Raw genomic sequence first — 16220 nt, 5'->3', positions numbered from 1 at the left:
ACTTTTTCCTTAGCGGTCGATACTGCCGAACACGATATCTTGCGTACCGATGATGGTGACGGCGTCGGCAATCATGTGGCCGCGCGCCATTTCATCGAGCGATTGCAAGTGCGCGTAGTCGGGAGCGCGCAGCTTCATGCGGTATGGCTTGTTGGCGCCGTCGGACAACAGGTAGATGCCGAACTCGCCCTTCGGATGCTCCACCGCCGCGTACGCTTCGCCCGGCGGCACGTGCATGCCTTCGGTGAACAGCTTGAAGTGGTGGATCAGCGATTCCATGTTGGTCTTCATGTCGACACGGCCCGGAGGCGCGACCTTGTGGTTGCTGGTGATCACAGGACCCGGATTATTGCGCAGCCATTCCACGCATTGCTTGATGATCTTGTTCGACTGGCGCAGTTCTTCCACGCGCACCAGGTAGCGGTCGTAGCAGTCGCCGTTGGTGCCGATAGGCACGTCGAAGTCCATCAGGTCGTACACTTCGTACGGCTGGTGCTTGCGCAAGTCCCACTGGATGCCCGAACCGCGCAGCATGGCGCCGGTGAAGCCCATGGCCAGCGCGTCCTCAGGCGCCACCACGCCGATGCCGACGGTACGCTGTTTCCAGATACGGTTGTCGGTCAGCAGGGTTTCGTATTCGTCGACATAGGTCGGGAAACGGGCGGTGAACGCTTCGATGAAGTCCAGCAGCGAGCCCTGGCGATCCTTGTTCAGGTTGTCGATGGCCTTGGCCGAACGGATGATCGACGGACGGTGCTGCGGCATCGCATCCGGCAGGTCGCGGTAGACGCCGCCCGGACGGTAGTAGGCCGCGTGCATGCGCGCGCCCGACACCGCTTCGTAGCAGTCGAACAGGTCTTCGCGGTCGCGGAAGCAGTACAGGAACGGGCCCATGGCGCCGACGTCCAGCGCGTGCGCGCCCAGCCACATCAGGTGGTTCAGGATGCGGGTGATCTCGTCGAACATCACGCGGATGTATTGCGCGCGCAGCGGCACTTCCAGGCCCAGCAGCTTCTCGATGGCCATCACGTAGGCGTGCTCGTTGCACATCATCGAGACGTAGTCGAGGCGGTCCATGTACGGCACGGACTGCAGGTAGGTCTTCTGCTCGGCCAGCTTCTCGGTGCCGCGGTGCAGCAGGCCGATGTGCGGGTCGGCACGCTGGATCACTTCGCCGTCCAGCTCCAGCACCAGGCGCAGCACGCCGTGCGCGGCCGGGTGTTGCGGACCGAAGTTCAGGGTGTAGTTCTTAATTTCAGCCATGTTTTACTTCCCGTAGTTTTCTTCGCGGATCACGCGAGGCACGTTTTCACGCGGCTCGATGGTGACCGGCTGGTAGATCACGCGCTTCTGCTCGGGGTCGTAACGCATTTCGACATAGCCCGATACCGGGAAGTCCTTGCGGAACGGATGGCCGATGAAACCGTAGTCGGTCAGGATGCGGCGCAGGTCGTTGTGGCCTTCGAACAGGATGCCGAACATGTCGAACGCCTCGCGCTCGTACCAGTTGACGGCGCGCCACAGCGGCACCAGCGACGGCAGCAGCGGCATGTCGTCGTCGGCGCAGAACGCGCGCACGCGCACGCGCCAATTGTTCTTCACGGACAGCAAATGGACGACCACTGCGAATCGCAGGCCGTCCCAGGCGCCATCGCCGTAGTTCAGGTAGTCGACGCCGGCCAGGTCGATCAGCTGATCGAAGCCCAGCGACTTGTCGTCGCGCAGCGTTTGCATCACGCCGTAGTAGTCGGCGGCTTTCACGGTCAACGTGATTTCGCCCAACGCAACGGTCGTAGTAACGCGATCGCCCAGGGCAGTGCCGAGGGCGGTTTGCAGTTGTTCCAGATGTGTAGTCATATTCTTGAAGCGACCCCGTTAGCGTGCGATCGTGTTGGTGCGCTTGATCTTGTTTTGCAGCTGCATGATGCCGTACAGCAGAGCCTCAGCCGTGGGCGGGCAGCCCGGCACGTAGACATCCACCGGCACGATGCGGTCGCAACCGCGCACCACGGAGTAGGAGTAGTGATAGTAGCCGCCGCCGTTGGCGCAGGAGCCCATCGAGATGACCCAGCGCGGTTCCGGCATCTGGTCGTAGACCTTGCGCAGCGCGGGCGCCATCTTGTTGCACAGCGTGCCGGCCACGATCATCACGTCGGACTGACGCGGCGATGGACGGAACACCACGCCGAAGCGGTCCATGTCGTAACGGGCTGCGCCCACGTGCATCATTTCGACCGCGCAGCATGCCAGACCGAACGTCATCGGGAACATCGAACCCGTGCGCGCCCAGTTGATCAGCTTGTCGGCCGAGGTGGTGATGAAACCTTCGTTTAATACGCCTTCAATAGCCATGGCTTATTCCCAATCAAGGGCACCTTTCTTCCAGATATACCAAAAACCGACGACGAATTCAGCGATGAAGCTCATCATCACCAGGAACCCGTTCCAGCCCAGTTCGCGCATGGATACGCCCCATGGGAAGAAGAATGCCGTTTCCAGATCGAACAAAATAAAGAGGATCGCGACGAGGTAGTAACGCACGTCGAATTTCATGCGCGCGTCTTCGAAGGCTTCGAAGCCGCATTCATACGGGGAGAGCTTGGCCGCGTCGGGCTTGTTTGGCCCGAGAAGGTGGCCCAGGACTTGGGGAGCGATACCTACGCCGAGACCGACGAGGATGAACAACAGGACGGGGAGATAATTTTCGAGGTTCACGATTGATGAGCTTATATTGAACGGTCGGTTAAAAGGACACACTGCGGTGTTCTGCGGTGCTCTTAACGTTCGTCCCAATCGTATAACTGCTTAGACCAGGATCGAACGACACATCCTCGTAAAAAAGCCAGCTCAGGTACACTTCGGTGCTCCCTTGCTGGCCTTATATTTCTGGTGCCGACGACGAGACTCGAACTCGTACAGCTTGCGCCACTACCCCCTCAAGATAGCGTGTCTACCAATTTCACCACGTCGGCGTAAGGCCGCTATTCTACTGTGTTTTCACGCCGTTGTTAATCCGTATTGCGCTAAAACAAGAAGAAAAACGATAAATCTTTGCTTCTTTTTACTCTGAATTGTTTTTCCAGCTTGTTAAGCCAACGTACTGCCAAAACAATGAGCAAACAACTCCAAGGGAACTGCTGAACTTCCCAACTAGTTCATTATTATATTACTTTGGGATCGATGCTGCAGGACCCGTCGCTGCCGGAGCTGCCGGAGCCGCCGCAGGCGCTGCCGCTGGTGCGGTCGGAATTGCCGCCGCGCCAGTTGCTGGTGCTGGAGCCGGGGCTGGCGCAGCTGGCACCGCCTTGTCCATCACGCCGCCGCTGACAGTGCTGCCATGCTGGGTCGAGATGTAGGACAGGGCCAGCGTGGCGCTGAAGAAGATCGCGGCGGCGACGCCGGTCGACTTGGACATGAAGTTCGACGAGCCGGTGGCGCCGAACAGGCTGCCCGAAGCGCCCGAACCGAAGGCCGCGCCCATGTCGGCACCCTTGCCATGCTGCAGCAACACCAGGCCAATAATGGCGATTGCGGAAATGACTTGCACTACGATAACCAGGTTGAACAAGGAGTTCATGTTATTCCATTTCAAAAATAAGAGATTTGTATCGTTTTGTTTCTACAACTTAAACGGCCTGGATAATCCCGAGGAAATCCGCCGCCTTTAATGCGGCGCCGCCAATCAGGCCGCCGTCGATGTCCGGCTGGGCCATCAATTCTTTCGCGTTGTCCGGCTTCATGCTGCCGCCGTACAAAATCTGCACGCCGGCCGCGACCGTCGCATTCTTCTGCGCCATGCGCGCGCGCAGCAAGGCGTGCGCCTCCTGGGCGATCTGCGGCGTGGCCGTCTTGCCGGTGCCGATGGCCCAGACAGGCTCATAGGCAACAACGATTTTCGCCAAGTCGTCGGCGCCGATCACGCCCAGCACCGCCTGCAACTGGCCGCAGATGACCGCCTCGGTCTCCCCTGCTTCACGCTGCTCCAGCGTTTCGCCCACGCACACCACCGGCGTCAGGCCGGCGGCCAGCGCCGCGATGGTCTTCTGCGCCACCAGTTCGCTGCTTTCCTTGTGATAGGCGCGGCGCTCGGAGTGGCCGCACAGCACGTAGCGGGAGCCGAAATCGACCAGCATGCCGGCCGAGACTTCGCCCGTGTAGGCGCCGCTGGCGTGGACCGACACATCCTGTCCACCCCATGCGACGGGGCTGCCTTGCAGTTCAGCCTGGCACTGGGCCAGGTAGGGAGCCGGCACGCACACGGCGCAATCGGCGCCGAAGTCGTTCAATCCAGACACGATGCCCGACAACAGAGTCGTGTTGCCGGCGCGGTTGCCGTTCATTTTCCAGTTGCCGATGACGAGTTTGCGACGCATAGTAGCCTAAAATTCAATAACCCGCTATTTTAACGCGAGGCTGGAAGCCCGGTCAAACCAGCGGTTGGCCACGTTGTTACGAAAATGGCGAAAATACTACGCCCGCGCAACGCCCTACCTCCCTTTTTTTGACCTAGATAACTTGCAGCATGATCTTACCGACATGATTGCTGCTTTCCATCAGCGCATGCGCGGCGGCGGCCTGCTCCAGCGGGAACACCTCGTAGATCACCGGCTTGAGCTTTTTAGCCGCCATCAGCGGCCAGACCTTGTCGAGCAGTTGCTTGGCGATCGCGCCCTTGAAGGCGGCCGAACGCGGGCGCAGCGTGGAACCGGTGATGGTCAGCCGGCGGCGCAGCACCTGCCCCAGGTCGGCCGTGGCCTTGCCGCCGCCCAGCGTGGCGATCAGCGCGATGCGGCCGTCGTCGGCCAGGCAAGAGATTTCACGCGGCAGGTAGTCGCCGCCCACCATGTCGAGGATGACGTCGACGCCACGGTCGTTGGTCAGCGATTTGACGACGACGGCGAAATCCTCGGTCTTGTAGTTGATGGCCCGCTCGGCGCCCAGCTCGGTGCAGGCGGCCACTTTATCGTCGCTGCCGGCGGTGGCGAACACGCGGTGGCCCAGCGCGCTGGCCAACTGGATCGCCGTCACGCCGATGCCCGAGCTGCCGCCCTGCACCAGCAGCGTCTCGCCGGCGGCCAGGTGGGCGCGGTCGAACACATTGCTCCACACGGTGAAGTAGTTCTCGGGAATGGTGGCGGCCTCCAGCATGCTCCAACCTTTGGGGACGGGCAGCACCTGCTCCAGCGGCGCGACCACGTATTCGGCATAGCCGCCGCCCTGCACCAGCGCGCAGACCTTGTCGCCGATATCGAAGGTGGTGTAGTCGAGGTCGCCGTCGACGATCTCGCCGGCCACTTCCAGGCCCGGCAGGTCGGAGGCGCCAGGCGGCGGCGCATAGTTGCCCATGCGCTGGAACACGTCCGGACGGTTGACGCCGGCCGCGTGGACTTTGATCAGCACCTCGCCGCCCTTGACGACCGGCATAGGCCGTTCGCACAGTTTCAGGACATCGGCGGGGCCGGGATGGGTGATTTCAATCGCGCGCATGGCTCGCCCTCTCGTAAAGAAAGGGCGATTGTACGACAGCCGCGAATTAGCCGCCGCCGGTGCGCGATTGCCGGGGCAGCGGCGTGTTCGGCTTCCAGGCGGCCGACAAGGCCTGCCCTTCCTCGATCTGCTCCGGCGTCATGTTCTTGACCACGGCGGCGCGCTGCTCGGCCGCGTTCATCGAACCGTTGGCCGCCGCCAGGTTCCACAGCATGTAGGCGATCACGTTATCCTGCGGCATGCCGGCCATGTGATAGCGGTACATCAGCCCGAGGGCCTGCTGCGCGTCCGGATGGCCCTGCTCGGCCGCCTTGCGGAACCAGGCGACCGCCTGCTTGTGGTCCTGGATCACCGCGTTGCCGGTGTAGTACATGGCGCCGACCACGTACTGCGCGTCGGCCTTGCCCTGCAGCGCGGCCTTGCGGTGCCACTCCAGCGCCTGCTTGTAGTCCTGCGTGACGCCTCGGCCCATGTAATACATCAAGCCCAGCAGGTGCTGGGCGTCCGCGTTGCCGGCCTTGGCCAGCGGGGCGATCTCTTTCAAGGCCGCCGCGTAGTTCTTGTTGTTGTAGGCGGTGGCGCCTTCGGCGAATCCGGCGTACGCGGCCTGATGCAAGCCCAGTGCGAGTCCGATCGCTAGTATGAATTTTTTCATGTCTCTAGGGTGTGTATATTTTTATTTCCAACTGACCTTGCCCAGGCCGTCAACGCTGACGTTGCGGTTCAAGGGCTTGCCATAGACGGTGACCGATCCCAGGCCGCTCAAGTTCAGTGTCGCGTTGGTCTTGGCGTTGACGGTGGCGTTGCCTAGGCCGCTCAGGTCGACATTGACCGAATCGGCCTGGAACTGCTGCGCATTCAAGCCGCCCAGCCCGCCCAAGGTCGCCTTCAACAGCTTGCTGTGGCCGCCCAGCGTGATGTAGCCGGCGCCGCGCAGATCCAGTTCCACGCTCTCGTTTTCGCTGACCCACAGGTGCATGCTGCCGACACCGCCGAGGTTGGCCTTCAGGTTCTTGTAGTCACAGGACACTTTCATGCTGCCGGCGCCGTCCAGCGTCAACTCCAGCTCGTCGCCGCTGAAGCCGGCGATCTCGGTGGTACCCACGCCCTCGGACACCACTTCGCGCAACATCGGCAGCACCAGCTCGGCCCGCGCGGTGGAGCGGCTCAGCTTGACGGCGCGCCCTTCCGTCTCCAGGTGCAGCGTGTCGCCGGCGACCGATGTCATCAGCTTGTCCATGGTCCGCTTTTCCGCGTAGATCGTCAGCGAAGGCGTCGGGCCTTGTCGCAGCTTCAGATCGATCACGCCGTCGAGCTTGACGCGCACCACGCGGGCGTCCAGCGTCACGACGCGCTTCTCGGTGCTGTCATCGGCAGCCACGGCGCGGCCAAACAGCGCACAGAAGGCGGCAAACAGCAGGCCGAATTGGAAAAGCTTGTTCATATATGGGGTTCCTCTGAAGTTGTGCCTGGATGCGCGAACGGCTAATGTAGCAGCGCACTAAGCTTTCTAGCAATCTTTGCAGTACGACCAATTGTCAAATTACGACAGGCTGGCCTTTTCCACTGCGGTCAGGCGCTTGGCCTTGATCACTACAACTTGCATCGGAGCCTGGGCGGCGGCAACCTGGAGGGCCGGTTGCAGGGCCACGCTCGCTTCAGCGGCGGCGCTGGCGTAGGCGGATGCGCCCAGCAGCACGGCGGCGGTGACGAAGATGGCTTCCATGTTTTTGGCGATGTTCATTTTTGCTCTCCTTGAATGCGTTTCGGTATGTGATCACTATAGCCATCACTTATTAAACGATCATGCGGATTGCGACGAACTGCACAAATGGGGGACTGGGCGACAAAAAACCGGGAACAGGCCCGGAAAGCGCAGCGGCGGGCGCCGCTGCGCGCTAGGGGGATTACTGGTTCAGGCCGGCGTTGACGGCACTCCAGAAGCTGGCGTCTTCCATGCCAAAGGCGTAGATCGAGGTCCCGGCCAGGCCGTAGGCGCCCACCAGGCTGGTTTTCAGGGTCACGCTTTTGGCGTTCTCGTTCCAGACCGTGTGCTTCCTGCCATTGGCGGTGTAGTTGAAGCTGATGGCGTTGGCGTTGTTGTCGTACTTGGGCGTGACGTGGTACTTGCTCAGCAGCGCAGGCACGTTACGCCAGAACAGCTGGCTGCCGTCGCCCTCCGTGATCCAATCGTAGCCGTACGCCGGGATGCCGTTCAACACCTTGGACGCCGGCACCTTGCTGGTGGCATAGTCGAGGGCATTCTCCATCCAGTCGGAGCCGGCCACAGGGCCGGGCGCCCAGGACGGGATGGTTTCATCGTAGGTCATCACCTGCACGTAGTCGGCGGCCTGCCCCAACGCTTGCAGGTCGAAGGCCAGGTTGTGGATGTTGGTTTCATCGGTGAAGGAGAAGGCCGGCACGGTCATGATCAGCTTCATGCCCTGCGCGTGCAGGGCCGTCGCCAGCGCGGCGGCGAAGTCGCTCATGTTCTTGCGGTCGGCCTGGTCCACCTCTTCGAAATCGATATTGATGCCGGCGAAGCCGTTGGCCTTGGCGAAGCTGACCAGGTTGGCCACCGAGGCCGCGCGTTTGGCGCCGGTGACGGCGTGCGCCAGGTCCGGGTCCCAGCCATCGGGCGCGGTGGCCGAGACGTTGGAGATGCAGCCATAGATCGCGATGCCCTTGGACTTGAGGAAGGTGATGGCGTTGGTCGGCGTGGGATCGCCGTTGCCGATCACCGTGCCGTCGCCGCTCATGTTCCAGAAGTCGATGGAGACCGCGTTGACGTTGGTGTAGTACTTGGTCAGCGAGTTGTAGTTGTTGCTGTAGCCCGAGTAGTAGGCCAGCACCATCTTGCCGTTGGCCAGCGCCTTGCTGGCGGGAGCGCCGGCGGGCGCCGCGTGCTCACTGGCGGCATCGACCGAGACACCCGACGAGGTGCCGTTACGCGCCGCCGTCAGGTTGGCCATGCGCGCCATGGCGCGTGGCGATTCCTGGTCGACGGGACCGGAACCGCCGCAGCCCGCCAGCGTGGCCGCGACACAGGCGGCCATCAACAGTTTTTTCATTTTTTTCTCCAGTCAGAGTTTGATATAAATCTTTTTCCGGTCCAGCACATAGCCGACCGACCAGCAGCCCAGCATGTACACCATCGCCCACAACAGCGTGCCGTTGTAGGCGCCGGCCCACGGCCGGAAAAGATTGAGGTAGACCCAGTCGAACACATTGAGGTCGCCGACCTTCAACAGGAAGAAGGTGGTCGCCACCACTTCGCTGAACAGGTAGATGAACAGCGTGTTGCGGCCGAAGACTTCGAAGAAGTAGGTCCAGCCACGCTTGCCCAGCATGTCGATCACGTACAGCAGCAGCGACAGCGTGAACAGGTCGATGGCGATGGTGATCAGCGTGTAGGAACTGGTCCACAGCTTTTTATTCAGCGGGAATACACTGCTCCAGCACAGTGCCAGTACAGCCAGCACGGCGGCCGACATGGTCAGCTTGGCGATGGTCTCGTAGCTGGCGCCCAGCCGGCGCACCAGGCGGCCGGCGAAGTACCCCGCCAGCACGTTGACGATGGACGGCAGCGTGCTCAATATCCCTTCCGGATCGAAGGCGATGCCCTCGCCGTGGTACATATGCGCTTCGCCCAGCACCAGCAGGTCCAGCTTGCGCTGCGCGTTACCGGCCAGCGTGTAGTCGCCGAACCAGTACATCAGGGCCCAGTAGCCGAGCAAGGCCACCACCGCGAACACGATGGCGCCCTTCTCCTTCCAGTAATGCAGGATCAGCGAACCGGCGCAGTAGCCCAGCGCGATGCGTTGCAGTACACCGAAGATACGGGTGTCGGACAGCGGCAACACAGTCAGCGATCCACCCTCTGTACTGAAGAACGGATACCAGTACATCAGAAAGCCGCACAGGAAGATCAGCGCGGTGCGGGTGAAGATTTTCTTCAGCACCGCCGCCTCGCCCATGCCCTCGTACTTCTCCAGCGTGAAGCTGAGCGCCGTGCCGACCACGAACATAAAGGTCGGGAACACCAGGTCGGTCAGCGTCAGGCCGTGCCATTCGGCGTGCAGGAACGGTGCGTAGGTGGTGGCCGGCGTGCCCGGCATGTTCACCATGATCATCAGCGCGACCGTCAGGCCGCGCAGCACGTCGATGGCTTGCGAACGTTGATGCTGTGTTTTCATTGATGGTCGACTTTCGGTGATTGTTTAGCTGTTGCAAACGTTATCATCTTCGCCAGCTGCGGGCGAGCGAGGATAAGCCTTTGATTTCATTGATTAAGTACGGCCGCCGCTTACAGTTCCTTACGCTCGCGGATGCGCCCTGCCCGGCGCCGGCTCGGCCGCTGCAACAAAACTTCACAGAGGCTTACAAAATGTATTGCGCGGCTGTCGCATTTCCGCTCACGCGGGCAGGCGGATGGTGGCATTCAGGCCGCCCTCGGGATGGTTCTCCAGCACCAACTGGCCGCCGTGCGCCTCGATCACGCTGCGGGCGATGCCCAAGCCCAGCCCCATGCCGGCGTCGTTCTGCTCGCGGCCGTGGGCCAGCCGCACGTAAGGGTCGAACAGGCTGGCGAAGGCGTCTTCCGGCACGCCGGGGCCGTGGTCGCGCACCGCGATCGCCACCGCGCCAGGTTCGCTGGTGACGCTGATCTCGGCGCGGTCGCCGTAGTACAAGGCGTTGTCCAGCAGGTTGCCGATGGCGCGCTTCAAGGCCAGCGGCTTGGCGCGCACCGTGATGCCGCTGTCGCGATAACCCACCTCGTGCCCGCCCAGCCGCGCACTGCGCACCAGGCGCCCCAGCAGCGCGTCGAGTTTGACCTCGGCCGGGTTCTCGTGGATGTCGCTGTCCTTCACGCATTGCAGCGCGCCTTTGACCATCATGTCCAGTTCATCGAGGTCTTCCTCGAACTCGTTGCGCAGCGCCTCGTCGTCCAACAGTTCGGAGCGCAGCTTGAGGCGCGTGATCGGCGTGCGCAGGTCGTGCGAGATGGAGATGAACAGGCGCTCGCGGTCCTCGATGTAGCGCTGGATGCGTTCGCGCATGGCGCTGAAGGCGCGCGCGGTGTTGATGAATTCACGGCTGCCCGTTTCCGGCAGCGGCGGCGCGCGGTCGTCCTGCCCTTGGCCGAAGGCGGCGGCGGCGTCGGACAAGGCGGCCAGCGGGCGCGTGATCCAGCGCACCACCAACAGGCAAAGCAGCAGCACCACGGCCAGCGACAGGCCTTGCAGCGACAGGCGGTCCCACGCCAGCGGATCGTTACTGCTCAAGAAGTACGGGTTGGGCATCAGCGCCGCCATGTACAGCCAGTTGCCAGGCTCGATCTCGGTCTGGATCACCAGTATCGGCGCGGGGTCCGGCTGCAGCAGCAGGATGTGCTGGACCCAGGCGTCCGGCAGGTCGCCCAGGTGGACGCCGTCTTCCGATACCACCAGCTGGTCCGGCCAGGCGAAGGCCAAGTGGAAGCTGGGCGAATGCGGCAGGTCGCTTTTCAGCGTGGCGCCCACCGTCGCCAGCACGCTGCTGGCCAGCGGATGTTCGGCGATCTGCCGGACCGGCACGTAGGCGTGATTGAGGTTGACGAAGAAGCGCGTGCCACCCATCTCGCGCAGTTGCTGGATCAGCAGCAGGCGGTAGTTCGGCGGCAGGCTGCGGAAGAAGCGGATCGCGCCGGACGCGCCATGCGCCATGTATTGCGACGCCGATTGCGCCTCCACCTGCGCCTTGGCGCGCAGCTGGCTGGCCCAGATCACGCTGGCCGCCAGCTGCGTCACCAGCAGGCCGGCGGCCATCACCAGCATCAGGCGGCCGAGCAGGGACTGCGGCCAGATGCGGCGCAGCCGCTCCAGCACAGACTTACGCATGCGAGACGCTGACGTCGGCCGAGAACACGTAGCCGGCGCCGCGCACGGTCTTGATCAAGGCGGGCTGTTTGCCGTCGTCGTTGAGGCGCAGGCGCAGGCGGCTGATCTGCACGTCCAGCGAGCGGTCCAGCGGGCCGGCATCGCGGCCCCTGGTTTCTTCGCACAGCACGCTGCGGTCCAGGATCACGCCCGGATGTTCGACAAAATACTTCAGCAGCTGGAAGTCCAGCCCCGTCAGCGCGACCACCGTGCCGGCGTTGTCCAGCACCTTGCGCTCCATCAGGTCCAGCGTGAATCCGACGAAGCGGTAATAGCGTGCCGACGGCGTCTCCAGCGCGGTGCGGCGCAGGATGGCCTTGATGCGGGCCAGCAGCTCGCGCGGGCTGTATGGCTTGGCGATGTAGTCGTCCGCGCCCAGCTCCAGACCGACGATGCGGTCGGTCTCGTCGGAGCTGGCCGTCAGCATGATGATGGGGACATTCGAACGCTGGCGCACCTGCTTGCACAGCGCGAAGCCGTCGGTATCGGGCAGCATCACGTCCAGGATCACCAGCGACAGCTGCTCGGAATGCGCGTGCAGCTCGGCCAGGAAGCTCTCGCCGTTGTGCGACAGGATCACCTCGTACTGGTTTTTCTCCAGGTAGGTCTTGAGCAGGACGCGGGTCTTTTGGTCATCGTCTACGATCAGTATCTTGCGCACCGGGTGCTCCTTGGCTTCTGAGGTTAAACAGTCGGAACAACGCGCCAAGGCGGCGTTGTGCCTCGGCGGGCGTGGCCCTGTCATCTAGAAAATAACGGTGGATTTCGGCGATGATGGCGTCGCGGCTGGCTTCATCGGTGGCCATGCGGTGCACCAGGCTGGGAGCCTGCACCGCCGCGCCCTGCGCGAAGGTGGTCCAGGAAGCGCGCGCGCAACTGTCCATTTTCGACAGGTCGGCATCGCGCCGCACCGGCACCGCGCCCTTCAGCGTGTTGAACTCCGCCTGCACTTGCGGCGACACCAGCAGCCGCGCCATCTTCTCCTGCGATTGCATGTGTCGGTAGTCGCCGGCGAACATGGTCAGCGTGTCGACGCTGTACAGGTGATACTTGCCGGTGCCGGGCGCGGTGCCGCAGGCGTAGTCCTCGTCCAGCGCCATGCCGCGTTCGGCCAGCTCCGGCTTGGCCCAGTCGCCCATGATCATCATCGCCGCCTCGCGCCGCGCGAACTGGCGCACCACCTCCGGCCACGGACGTTCGTCCAGCTGGCCGCTGATCCAGCCCTTGACGACGCGCAGCCGCTCCAGCGCCTCGGCGGTGCGGCGGTCGGCGGCGGCGGCCGGATTGCGGCGCACGAACAGCTCGCGGTAGAACTCAGGCCCGCTCTCGGCCAGCACCAGGTTCTCGAACAGCGCGGCCACCTGCCAGGATTCGCTGCTCTGCGCCAGCGGCATGATGCCGGCAGCCTTGAACTTGAGGGCTGCGCTCTGGAACTCGTCCCAGGTCTGCGGCGGCGACAGTTTGAGCTGCGCGAACAGCGCGCGGTTGTAGTACAGCGTATTGACGCGGTGGATGCCGAGCGGCGCGGCGACGACGTGCTTGCGGTGCTGAATCAGCGCCTGGATGGTGGGGAACAGGAAGCCATTCCAGTTGCCGGCGCTGGCGACGTTGTCGATCTCCAGCAGCAGGCCCAGTTCCGCCCATTCGGCGACGGATACGCCGATGATCTGCGTGACTTCCGGCGCATCGCCGGCCAGCACGCGGCTCTTGAGCACCTTGCCGGCGCCGAGGCCCGCGCCGCCGGGGATCGCGGCGTCCTTCCATTCGAGGCCCTCGTCGGCCATGCGCGCGGCCAGCGCGTTGGCGGCCTTGCGTTCGCTGCTGGACGTCCACCAATGCAGCACCTGCAGCGTGTTGAGGGAGGCGGCGGGCGCGCTGGCGCCGGCGGGAACGGGCTGCGGCTGTTGCGCGGCATGGGCGATACTCAGCGCGCCGCAGTTGAAGGCGCAGGCCGCGGCCAGAAGGCCGAAGGACCATGCGCGCGCGGGAGGCACGCGGCGAGCGGTCGAACGAAAGCGTAACCAGTCGAACCTCGGCAAGGCCACTTTTTCTATCGACGCTATCACTCGTTATCCCGAACTAAACAGTGCCACGATTATAACGGAGAAGATAGCCGCCGGGACTAATTGGTATGCCCGGCGTGCACGCGGCCCGTTCAGGGGTTGTCGATGCGCGACACCTTGCCCATCCTGCCGTTGCGGTCGAAAGCCGCCACTTTGATCGGCCCCTTGTCCGATATCGGCCCGCTCACTGGTTTGCTATTGGTATTCGGCTCGCTGCCGTCGCTGGAGTAGCGCATGGCGATGCCCGGCAGGACGTGGTTGACCAGCACCTTGCCGCCATCCAGCATCAATCCCGGTGGCGCGATGCGGTAATCGACGCCTGCGTGTTCGAGGTCGAGGCGCGGCAGCACGCGCTGGCTCAGCGTGTTGACGAAGCCGGACCACGCGGTGCGGTGCAGCGCGGCGGCTTTGGCGGCGTCGGTCTCGGTCGCCCAGGCGGGATCGGGCGCCCAGGAGCGTTCGGCCATCGCCAGCAGGCGTGGCATGACGAGGTAGTCGATGCGCTCGGGCGTGCGCACGGTTTCGGTGAACAGCGTCGCTTCCAGCCCGCGTATGCGGCGCTTGCCGTAGTCGGTCAGCCGGTCCTTGCCGACCAGCGGCGGATTGGCGTTCTTCAGGTAGTCCAGCGGGATGAAGTCGTAGACCGTGTCGAGTTCGACGTAGTCGCCCCAGTTCACACCCGGTTCGTCGGGATTGGCGTTGTAGGCCATGTCCATGTACATCTTGGTGACGGGGGCAAGCACGATGTCGTAGCCGGCGTTGGCCAGGCGGTAGGCGAAGTCCTCGGCGCCTTCGGTGTTGTTCCAGACGTAGGCACTGAAACCGCGCTGCGTGAAGTGCGGGTTCGGTATCAGCTTGTGCACTCCATCCAGTTTGGTGCCGCGTGCCGCCAGCTCTTCCCAGCCGGAGGCGTACAGGCCGCGCTTGCGCAGGATGGCGTCGACGCGGTCGTAGAAGTAGTCCCACAGTTCCGCAGTGGTCTCCAGCTTTTTCTTCTGCATGACCGCGCGGCTGGCGGGCGACTGTTCCCATGCGCCGCCGGGCAGTTCGTCGCCGCCGACGTGGATGGTGTGCAGCGGCACGCCGGCTTCCTTGTACATGTCCGCGACCTGCCCGATGACGTGGTCGATGAAGGTGAAGCTGGACTCCAGGCCTGGATTGATCACGTGGTCGTTGTACAGCTGCGCCGATTTGTAGACCGATTTGTCGGCCAGGTCGTTGAGCAGGTATTTGTCGGCATCGGCTTTGCCGGCGGCTTTCAGGCGGTGGTAGCGTGCTTCCATCGCCTTGACGGCGGCGCGGGCGTGGCCTGGCATCTCGATCTCGGGGATCACTTCGATGTGGCGCGCAGCGGCGTAGCGCAGGATCTCGATGTAGTCGGCGCGGGTGTAGTAGCCGCTGCCGCTGGCGTCGGCCGGATCGGGGCCCGAGCCGTAGGCCGGTTGCAGGCGCACGCCAGGCTTGGCGCTGTGGCCGCGTACCGCGCCGATGCTGGTCAGTTCGGGCAGGCCGGCGATCTCCAGGCGCCAGCCTTCGTCTTCGGTCAGGTGGAAGTGGAATTTATTGAGCTTGTAGCGCGCCATCAGGTCCAGCAGCTTGAACACGGTCTGCTTGGTGTGGAAGTTGCGGCCCACGTCCAGCTGGAAGCCGCGATATTCGAAGCGCGGCGCGTCGGTGATGGTCAGTTCCGGCAGGTCGATGCTGGCTGCACCGGGCAGCGGCAGCAAGTCGCGCAGCGATTGCAGGCCGTACGCCACGCCGGCGGCGCTGCTGCCGACGATCTCGATGCCGCTGCCGGCCTTGATGGTCAGCGTGTAGGCTTCCGGCGAAGTCGATCCGGCGACCGCGCCCACGCTCAAATGCAGCACAGGCGCACGGGCGCCGCCAGCGCCGGCCGAGCCACCTTCGCCGCGTGCGACGCCAGCCGCACGTACGCCGGCTGAGCCGCCCGCGCCGCCTGCTGGAAGACTAGCCTGGAACAGCGAGCGCGCAAACGCGGCTTCAGTTTTCAGCGCGGCCGGTGCGACAATGACCGGCAGCACGGCCAGTTGCAGCCTGCCGCCGCCCGTCTGCAGATGCTGGGGCGTCGGGAATACTGGCGGCAGCGCGGCTGCCGGCATCCAGTCGGCGTTGGCGTTACGGCGGTATGTGTCCTGCACGGTGACGACCGGTTTGGCGCCGCTGCTGCCCTTGTCCAGCTGCTCCGGGCGAGTGACCGGCAGCAGCTCGTAGTCCGCGATGGCCTGGCCGACATCCGGGGCGGCGTCATATACGAGGTAAGGCCCGATCGGCGCCTTCGCCAGTTTGATCACCAGATCCGGATGGTAGTAGGCGATGTTCAGCGTCTGCCCCGCAGGCACGCCGGCAAAGCCGGGCGCAGGCCGAATTCGGAACAGATTTCCGGCGACCTGCTCCAGCACCAGGTTCCCTTCCAACGGTCCCGTCGCAACGCCATCCATGACGTTGAAGTACAGCGTCCAGCCCTTGGGCGGCAAGGGCTGCTGGCCAAGATTGGTGAGGATCAGGCGCGCATGCGTGCCGCCGCCCGGCGCCTCGGGCGTAAACACATTGCGCACCAGCTCCCAGCGCAAGCGGATCTGCGAGCCGTTGACGACGCCGGCCAACGCGCCCTGCCCCGCCACCGCCCTGGCTTCCGGCGCCGTCCCGGCAACCGCGCCCCCGGCCATCGACGCCATCAGCCACGAGGCCAAAACGAAACCACTGTACTTGATCTGCTTACGCATTCGATTCC

The 16220-nt window shown here is 63.7% G+C and carries 16 protein-coding genes and 1 tRNA gene; all 17 read right to left on the bottom strand.

Going from position 1 to position 16220, the window contains the following annotated elements:
• Positions 1-9 precede the first annotated feature (9 nt).
• The 17 genes from ACUJB0_RS07350 to ACUJB0_RS07270 all read right to left on the bottom strand — a co-directional run bounded on the left by ACUJB0_RS07350 (position 10) and on the right by ACUJB0_RS07270 (position 16212).
• Positions 10-1263: an NADH-quinone oxidoreductase subunit D gene (locus ACUJB0_RS07350; RefSeq protein ID WP_028819534.1), complete on the bottom strand. Its 1254-nt coding sequence runs from the start codon at positions 1261-1263 to the stop codon at positions 10-12.
• A 3-nt stretch (positions 1264-1266) separates the two neighbouring features.
• A complete protein-coding gene (locus ACUJB0_RS07345; RefSeq protein ID WP_161082219.1) occupies positions 1267-1857 on the bottom strand; it encodes an NADH-quinone oxidoreductase subunit C in 591 nt (196 codons plus the stop codon).
• 18 nt (positions 1858-1875) lie between these two features.
• Complete coding sequence (locus tag ACUJB0_RS07340) at positions 1876-2352, bottom strand: NuoB/complex I 20 kDa subunit family protein (RefSeq protein WP_008450353.1); 477 nt, start codon at positions 2350-2352, stop codon at positions 1876-1878.
• A gap of 3 nt (positions 2353-2355) precedes the next feature.
• On the bottom strand, positions 2356-2715 hold the full coding sequence (locus ACUJB0_RS07335) for an NADH-quinone oxidoreductase subunit A (RefSeq protein WP_028819535.1): 360 nt from the start codon (positions 2713-2715) through the stop codon (positions 2356-2358).
• Positions 2716-2887: 172 nt separating this feature from the next.
• Positions 2888-2972 (bottom strand) — tRNA-Leu (locus ACUJB0_RS07330).
• A 194-nt stretch (positions 2973-3166) separates the two neighbouring features.
• Positions 3167-3577, bottom strand: a complete 411-nt coding sequence (gene secG, locus ACUJB0_RS07325) for a preprotein translocase subunit SecG (protein ID WP_161095680.1) — start codon at positions 3575-3577, stop codon at positions 3167-3169.
• A 49-nt stretch (positions 3578-3626) separates the two neighbouring features.
• Positions 3627-4373 (bottom strand): triose-phosphate isomerase, encoded by a 747-nt coding sequence (gene tpiA, locus ACUJB0_RS07320; protein ID WP_444844647.1) that lies wholly within the window; start codon positions 4371-4373, stop codon positions 3627-3629.
• A gap of 133 nt (positions 4374-4506) precedes the next feature.
• A complete protein-coding gene (locus ACUJB0_RS07315; RefSeq protein ID WP_444844646.1) occupies positions 4507-5487 on the bottom strand; it encodes an NAD(P)H-quinone oxidoreductase in 981 nt (326 codons plus the stop codon).
• Positions 5488-5533: 46 nt separating this feature from the next.
• Positions 5534-6142, bottom strand: a complete 609-nt coding sequence (locus tag ACUJB0_RS07310; RefSeq protein WP_444844645.1) for a tetratricopeptide repeat protein — start codon at positions 6140-6142, stop codon at positions 5534-5536.
• A gap of 21 nt (positions 6143-6163) precedes the next feature.
• On the bottom strand, positions 6164-6931 hold the full coding sequence (locus ACUJB0_RS07305; RefSeq protein WP_444844644.1) for a GIN domain-containing protein: 768 nt from the start codon (positions 6929-6931) through the stop codon (positions 6164-6166).
• A 99-nt stretch (positions 6932-7030) separates the two neighbouring features.
• Positions 7031-7231, bottom strand: coding sequence for a hypothetical protein (locus tag ACUJB0_RS07300; RefSeq protein ID WP_117013494.1), 201 nt, complete (start codon positions 7229-7231; stop codon positions 7031-7033).
• 163 nt (positions 7232-7394) lie between these two features.
• The gene (locus ACUJB0_RS07295) at positions 7395-8558 is read right to left on the bottom strand and encodes a glycosyl hydrolase family 18 protein (protein ID WP_444844643.1); all 1164 of its coding nucleotides are present in this window, start codon (positions 8556-8558) and stop codon (positions 7395-7397) included.
• A 12-nt stretch (positions 8559-8570) separates the two neighbouring features.
• On the bottom strand, positions 8571-9683 hold the full coding sequence (locus ACUJB0_RS07290) for an acyltransferase family protein (RefSeq protein ID WP_444844642.1): 1113 nt from the start codon (positions 9681-9683) through the stop codon (positions 8571-8573).
• Between the two features lie 219 nt (positions 9684-9902).
• Complete coding sequence (locus ACUJB0_RS07285) at positions 9903-11366, bottom strand: ATP-binding protein (protein ID WP_444844641.1); 1464 nt, start codon at positions 11364-11366, stop codon at positions 9903-9905.
• On the bottom strand, positions 11359-12066 hold the full coding sequence (locus tag ACUJB0_RS07280; protein ID WP_161082228.1) for a response regulator: 708 nt from the start codon (positions 12064-12066) through the stop codon (positions 11359-11361). The genes ACUJB0_RS07285 and ACUJB0_RS07280 overlap by 8 nt, the downstream gene beginning before the upstream one ends.
• Complete coding sequence (locus tag ACUJB0_RS07275) at positions 12038-13399, bottom strand: ABC transporter substrate-binding protein (protein ID WP_444844640.1); 1362 nt, start codon at positions 13397-13399, stop codon at positions 12038-12040. Before ACUJB0_RS07275 ends, ACUJB0_RS07280 begins: the two co-directional genes overlap by 29 nt.
• 161 nt (positions 13400-13560) lie before the next feature.
• Positions 13561-16212 (bottom strand): family 20 glycosylhydrolase, encoded by a 2652-nt coding sequence (locus ACUJB0_RS07270; protein ID WP_444844639.1) that lies wholly within the window; start codon positions 16210-16212, stop codon positions 13561-13563.
• Between the last annotated feature and the right edge of the window lie 8 nt (positions 16213-16220).

Source organism: Duganella caerulea, assembly GCF_040362985.1.
GTDB lineage: Bacteria > Pseudomonadota > Gammaproteobacteria > Burkholderiales > Burkholderiaceae_D > Rugamonas > Rugamonas vulcania.
Note: the sequence above shows the minus strand (reverse complement) of the source record. Positions and strands in the feature narration are given on the sequence as shown.

Coding starts and splice junctions, on each gene's coding strand:
- ACUJB0_RS07305 (WP_444844644.1), bottom strand. CDS start 6,931: ATGAACAAGCTTTTCCAATTCGGCCTGCTGTTTGCCGCCTTCTGTGCG.
- ACUJB0_RS07300 (WP_117013494.1), bottom strand. CDS start 7,231: ATGAACATCGCCAAAAACATGGAAGCCATCTTCGTCACCGCCGCCGTG.
- ACUJB0_RS07345 (WP_161082219.1), bottom strand. CDS start 1,857: ATGACTACACATCTGGAACAACTGCAAACCGCCCTCGGCACTGCCCTG.
- ACUJB0_RS07310 (WP_444844645.1), bottom strand. CDS start 6,142: ATGAAAAAATTCATACTAGCGATCGGACTCGCACTGGGCTTGCATCAG.
- ACUJB0_RS07270 (WP_444844639.1), bottom strand. CDS start 16,212: ATGCGTAAGCAGATCAAGTACAGTGGTTTCGTTTTGGCCTCGTGGCTG.
- tpiA (WP_444844647.1), bottom strand. CDS start 4,373: ATGCGTCGCAAACTCGTCATCGGCAACTGGAAAATGAACGGCAACCGC.
- ACUJB0_RS07295 (WP_444844643.1), bottom strand. CDS start 8,558: ATGAAAAAACTGTTGATGGCCGCCTGTGTCGCGGCCACGCTGGCGGGC.
- ACUJB0_RS07350 (WP_028819534.1), bottom strand. CDS start 1,263: ATGGCTGAAATTAAGAACTACACCCTGAACTTCGGTCCGCAACACCCG.
- ACUJB0_RS07285 (WP_444844641.1), bottom strand. CDS start 11,366: ATGCGTAAGTCTGTGCTGGAGCGGCTGCGCCGCATCTGGCCGCAGTCC.
- ACUJB0_RS07315 (WP_444844646.1), bottom strand. CDS start 5,487: ATGCGCGCGATTGAAATCACCCATCCCGGCCCCGCCGATGTCCTGAAA.
- secG (WP_161095680.1), bottom strand. CDS start 3,577: ATGAACTCCTTGTTCAACCTGGTTATCGTAGTGCAAGTCATTTCCGCA.
- ACUJB0_RS07290 (WP_444844642.1), bottom strand. CDS start 9,683: ATGAAAACACAGCATCAACGTTCGCAAGCCATCGACGTGCTGCGCGGC.
- ACUJB0_RS07340 (WP_008450353.1), bottom strand. CDS start 2,352: ATGGCTATTGAAGGCGTATTAAACGAAGGTTTCATCACCACCTCGGCC.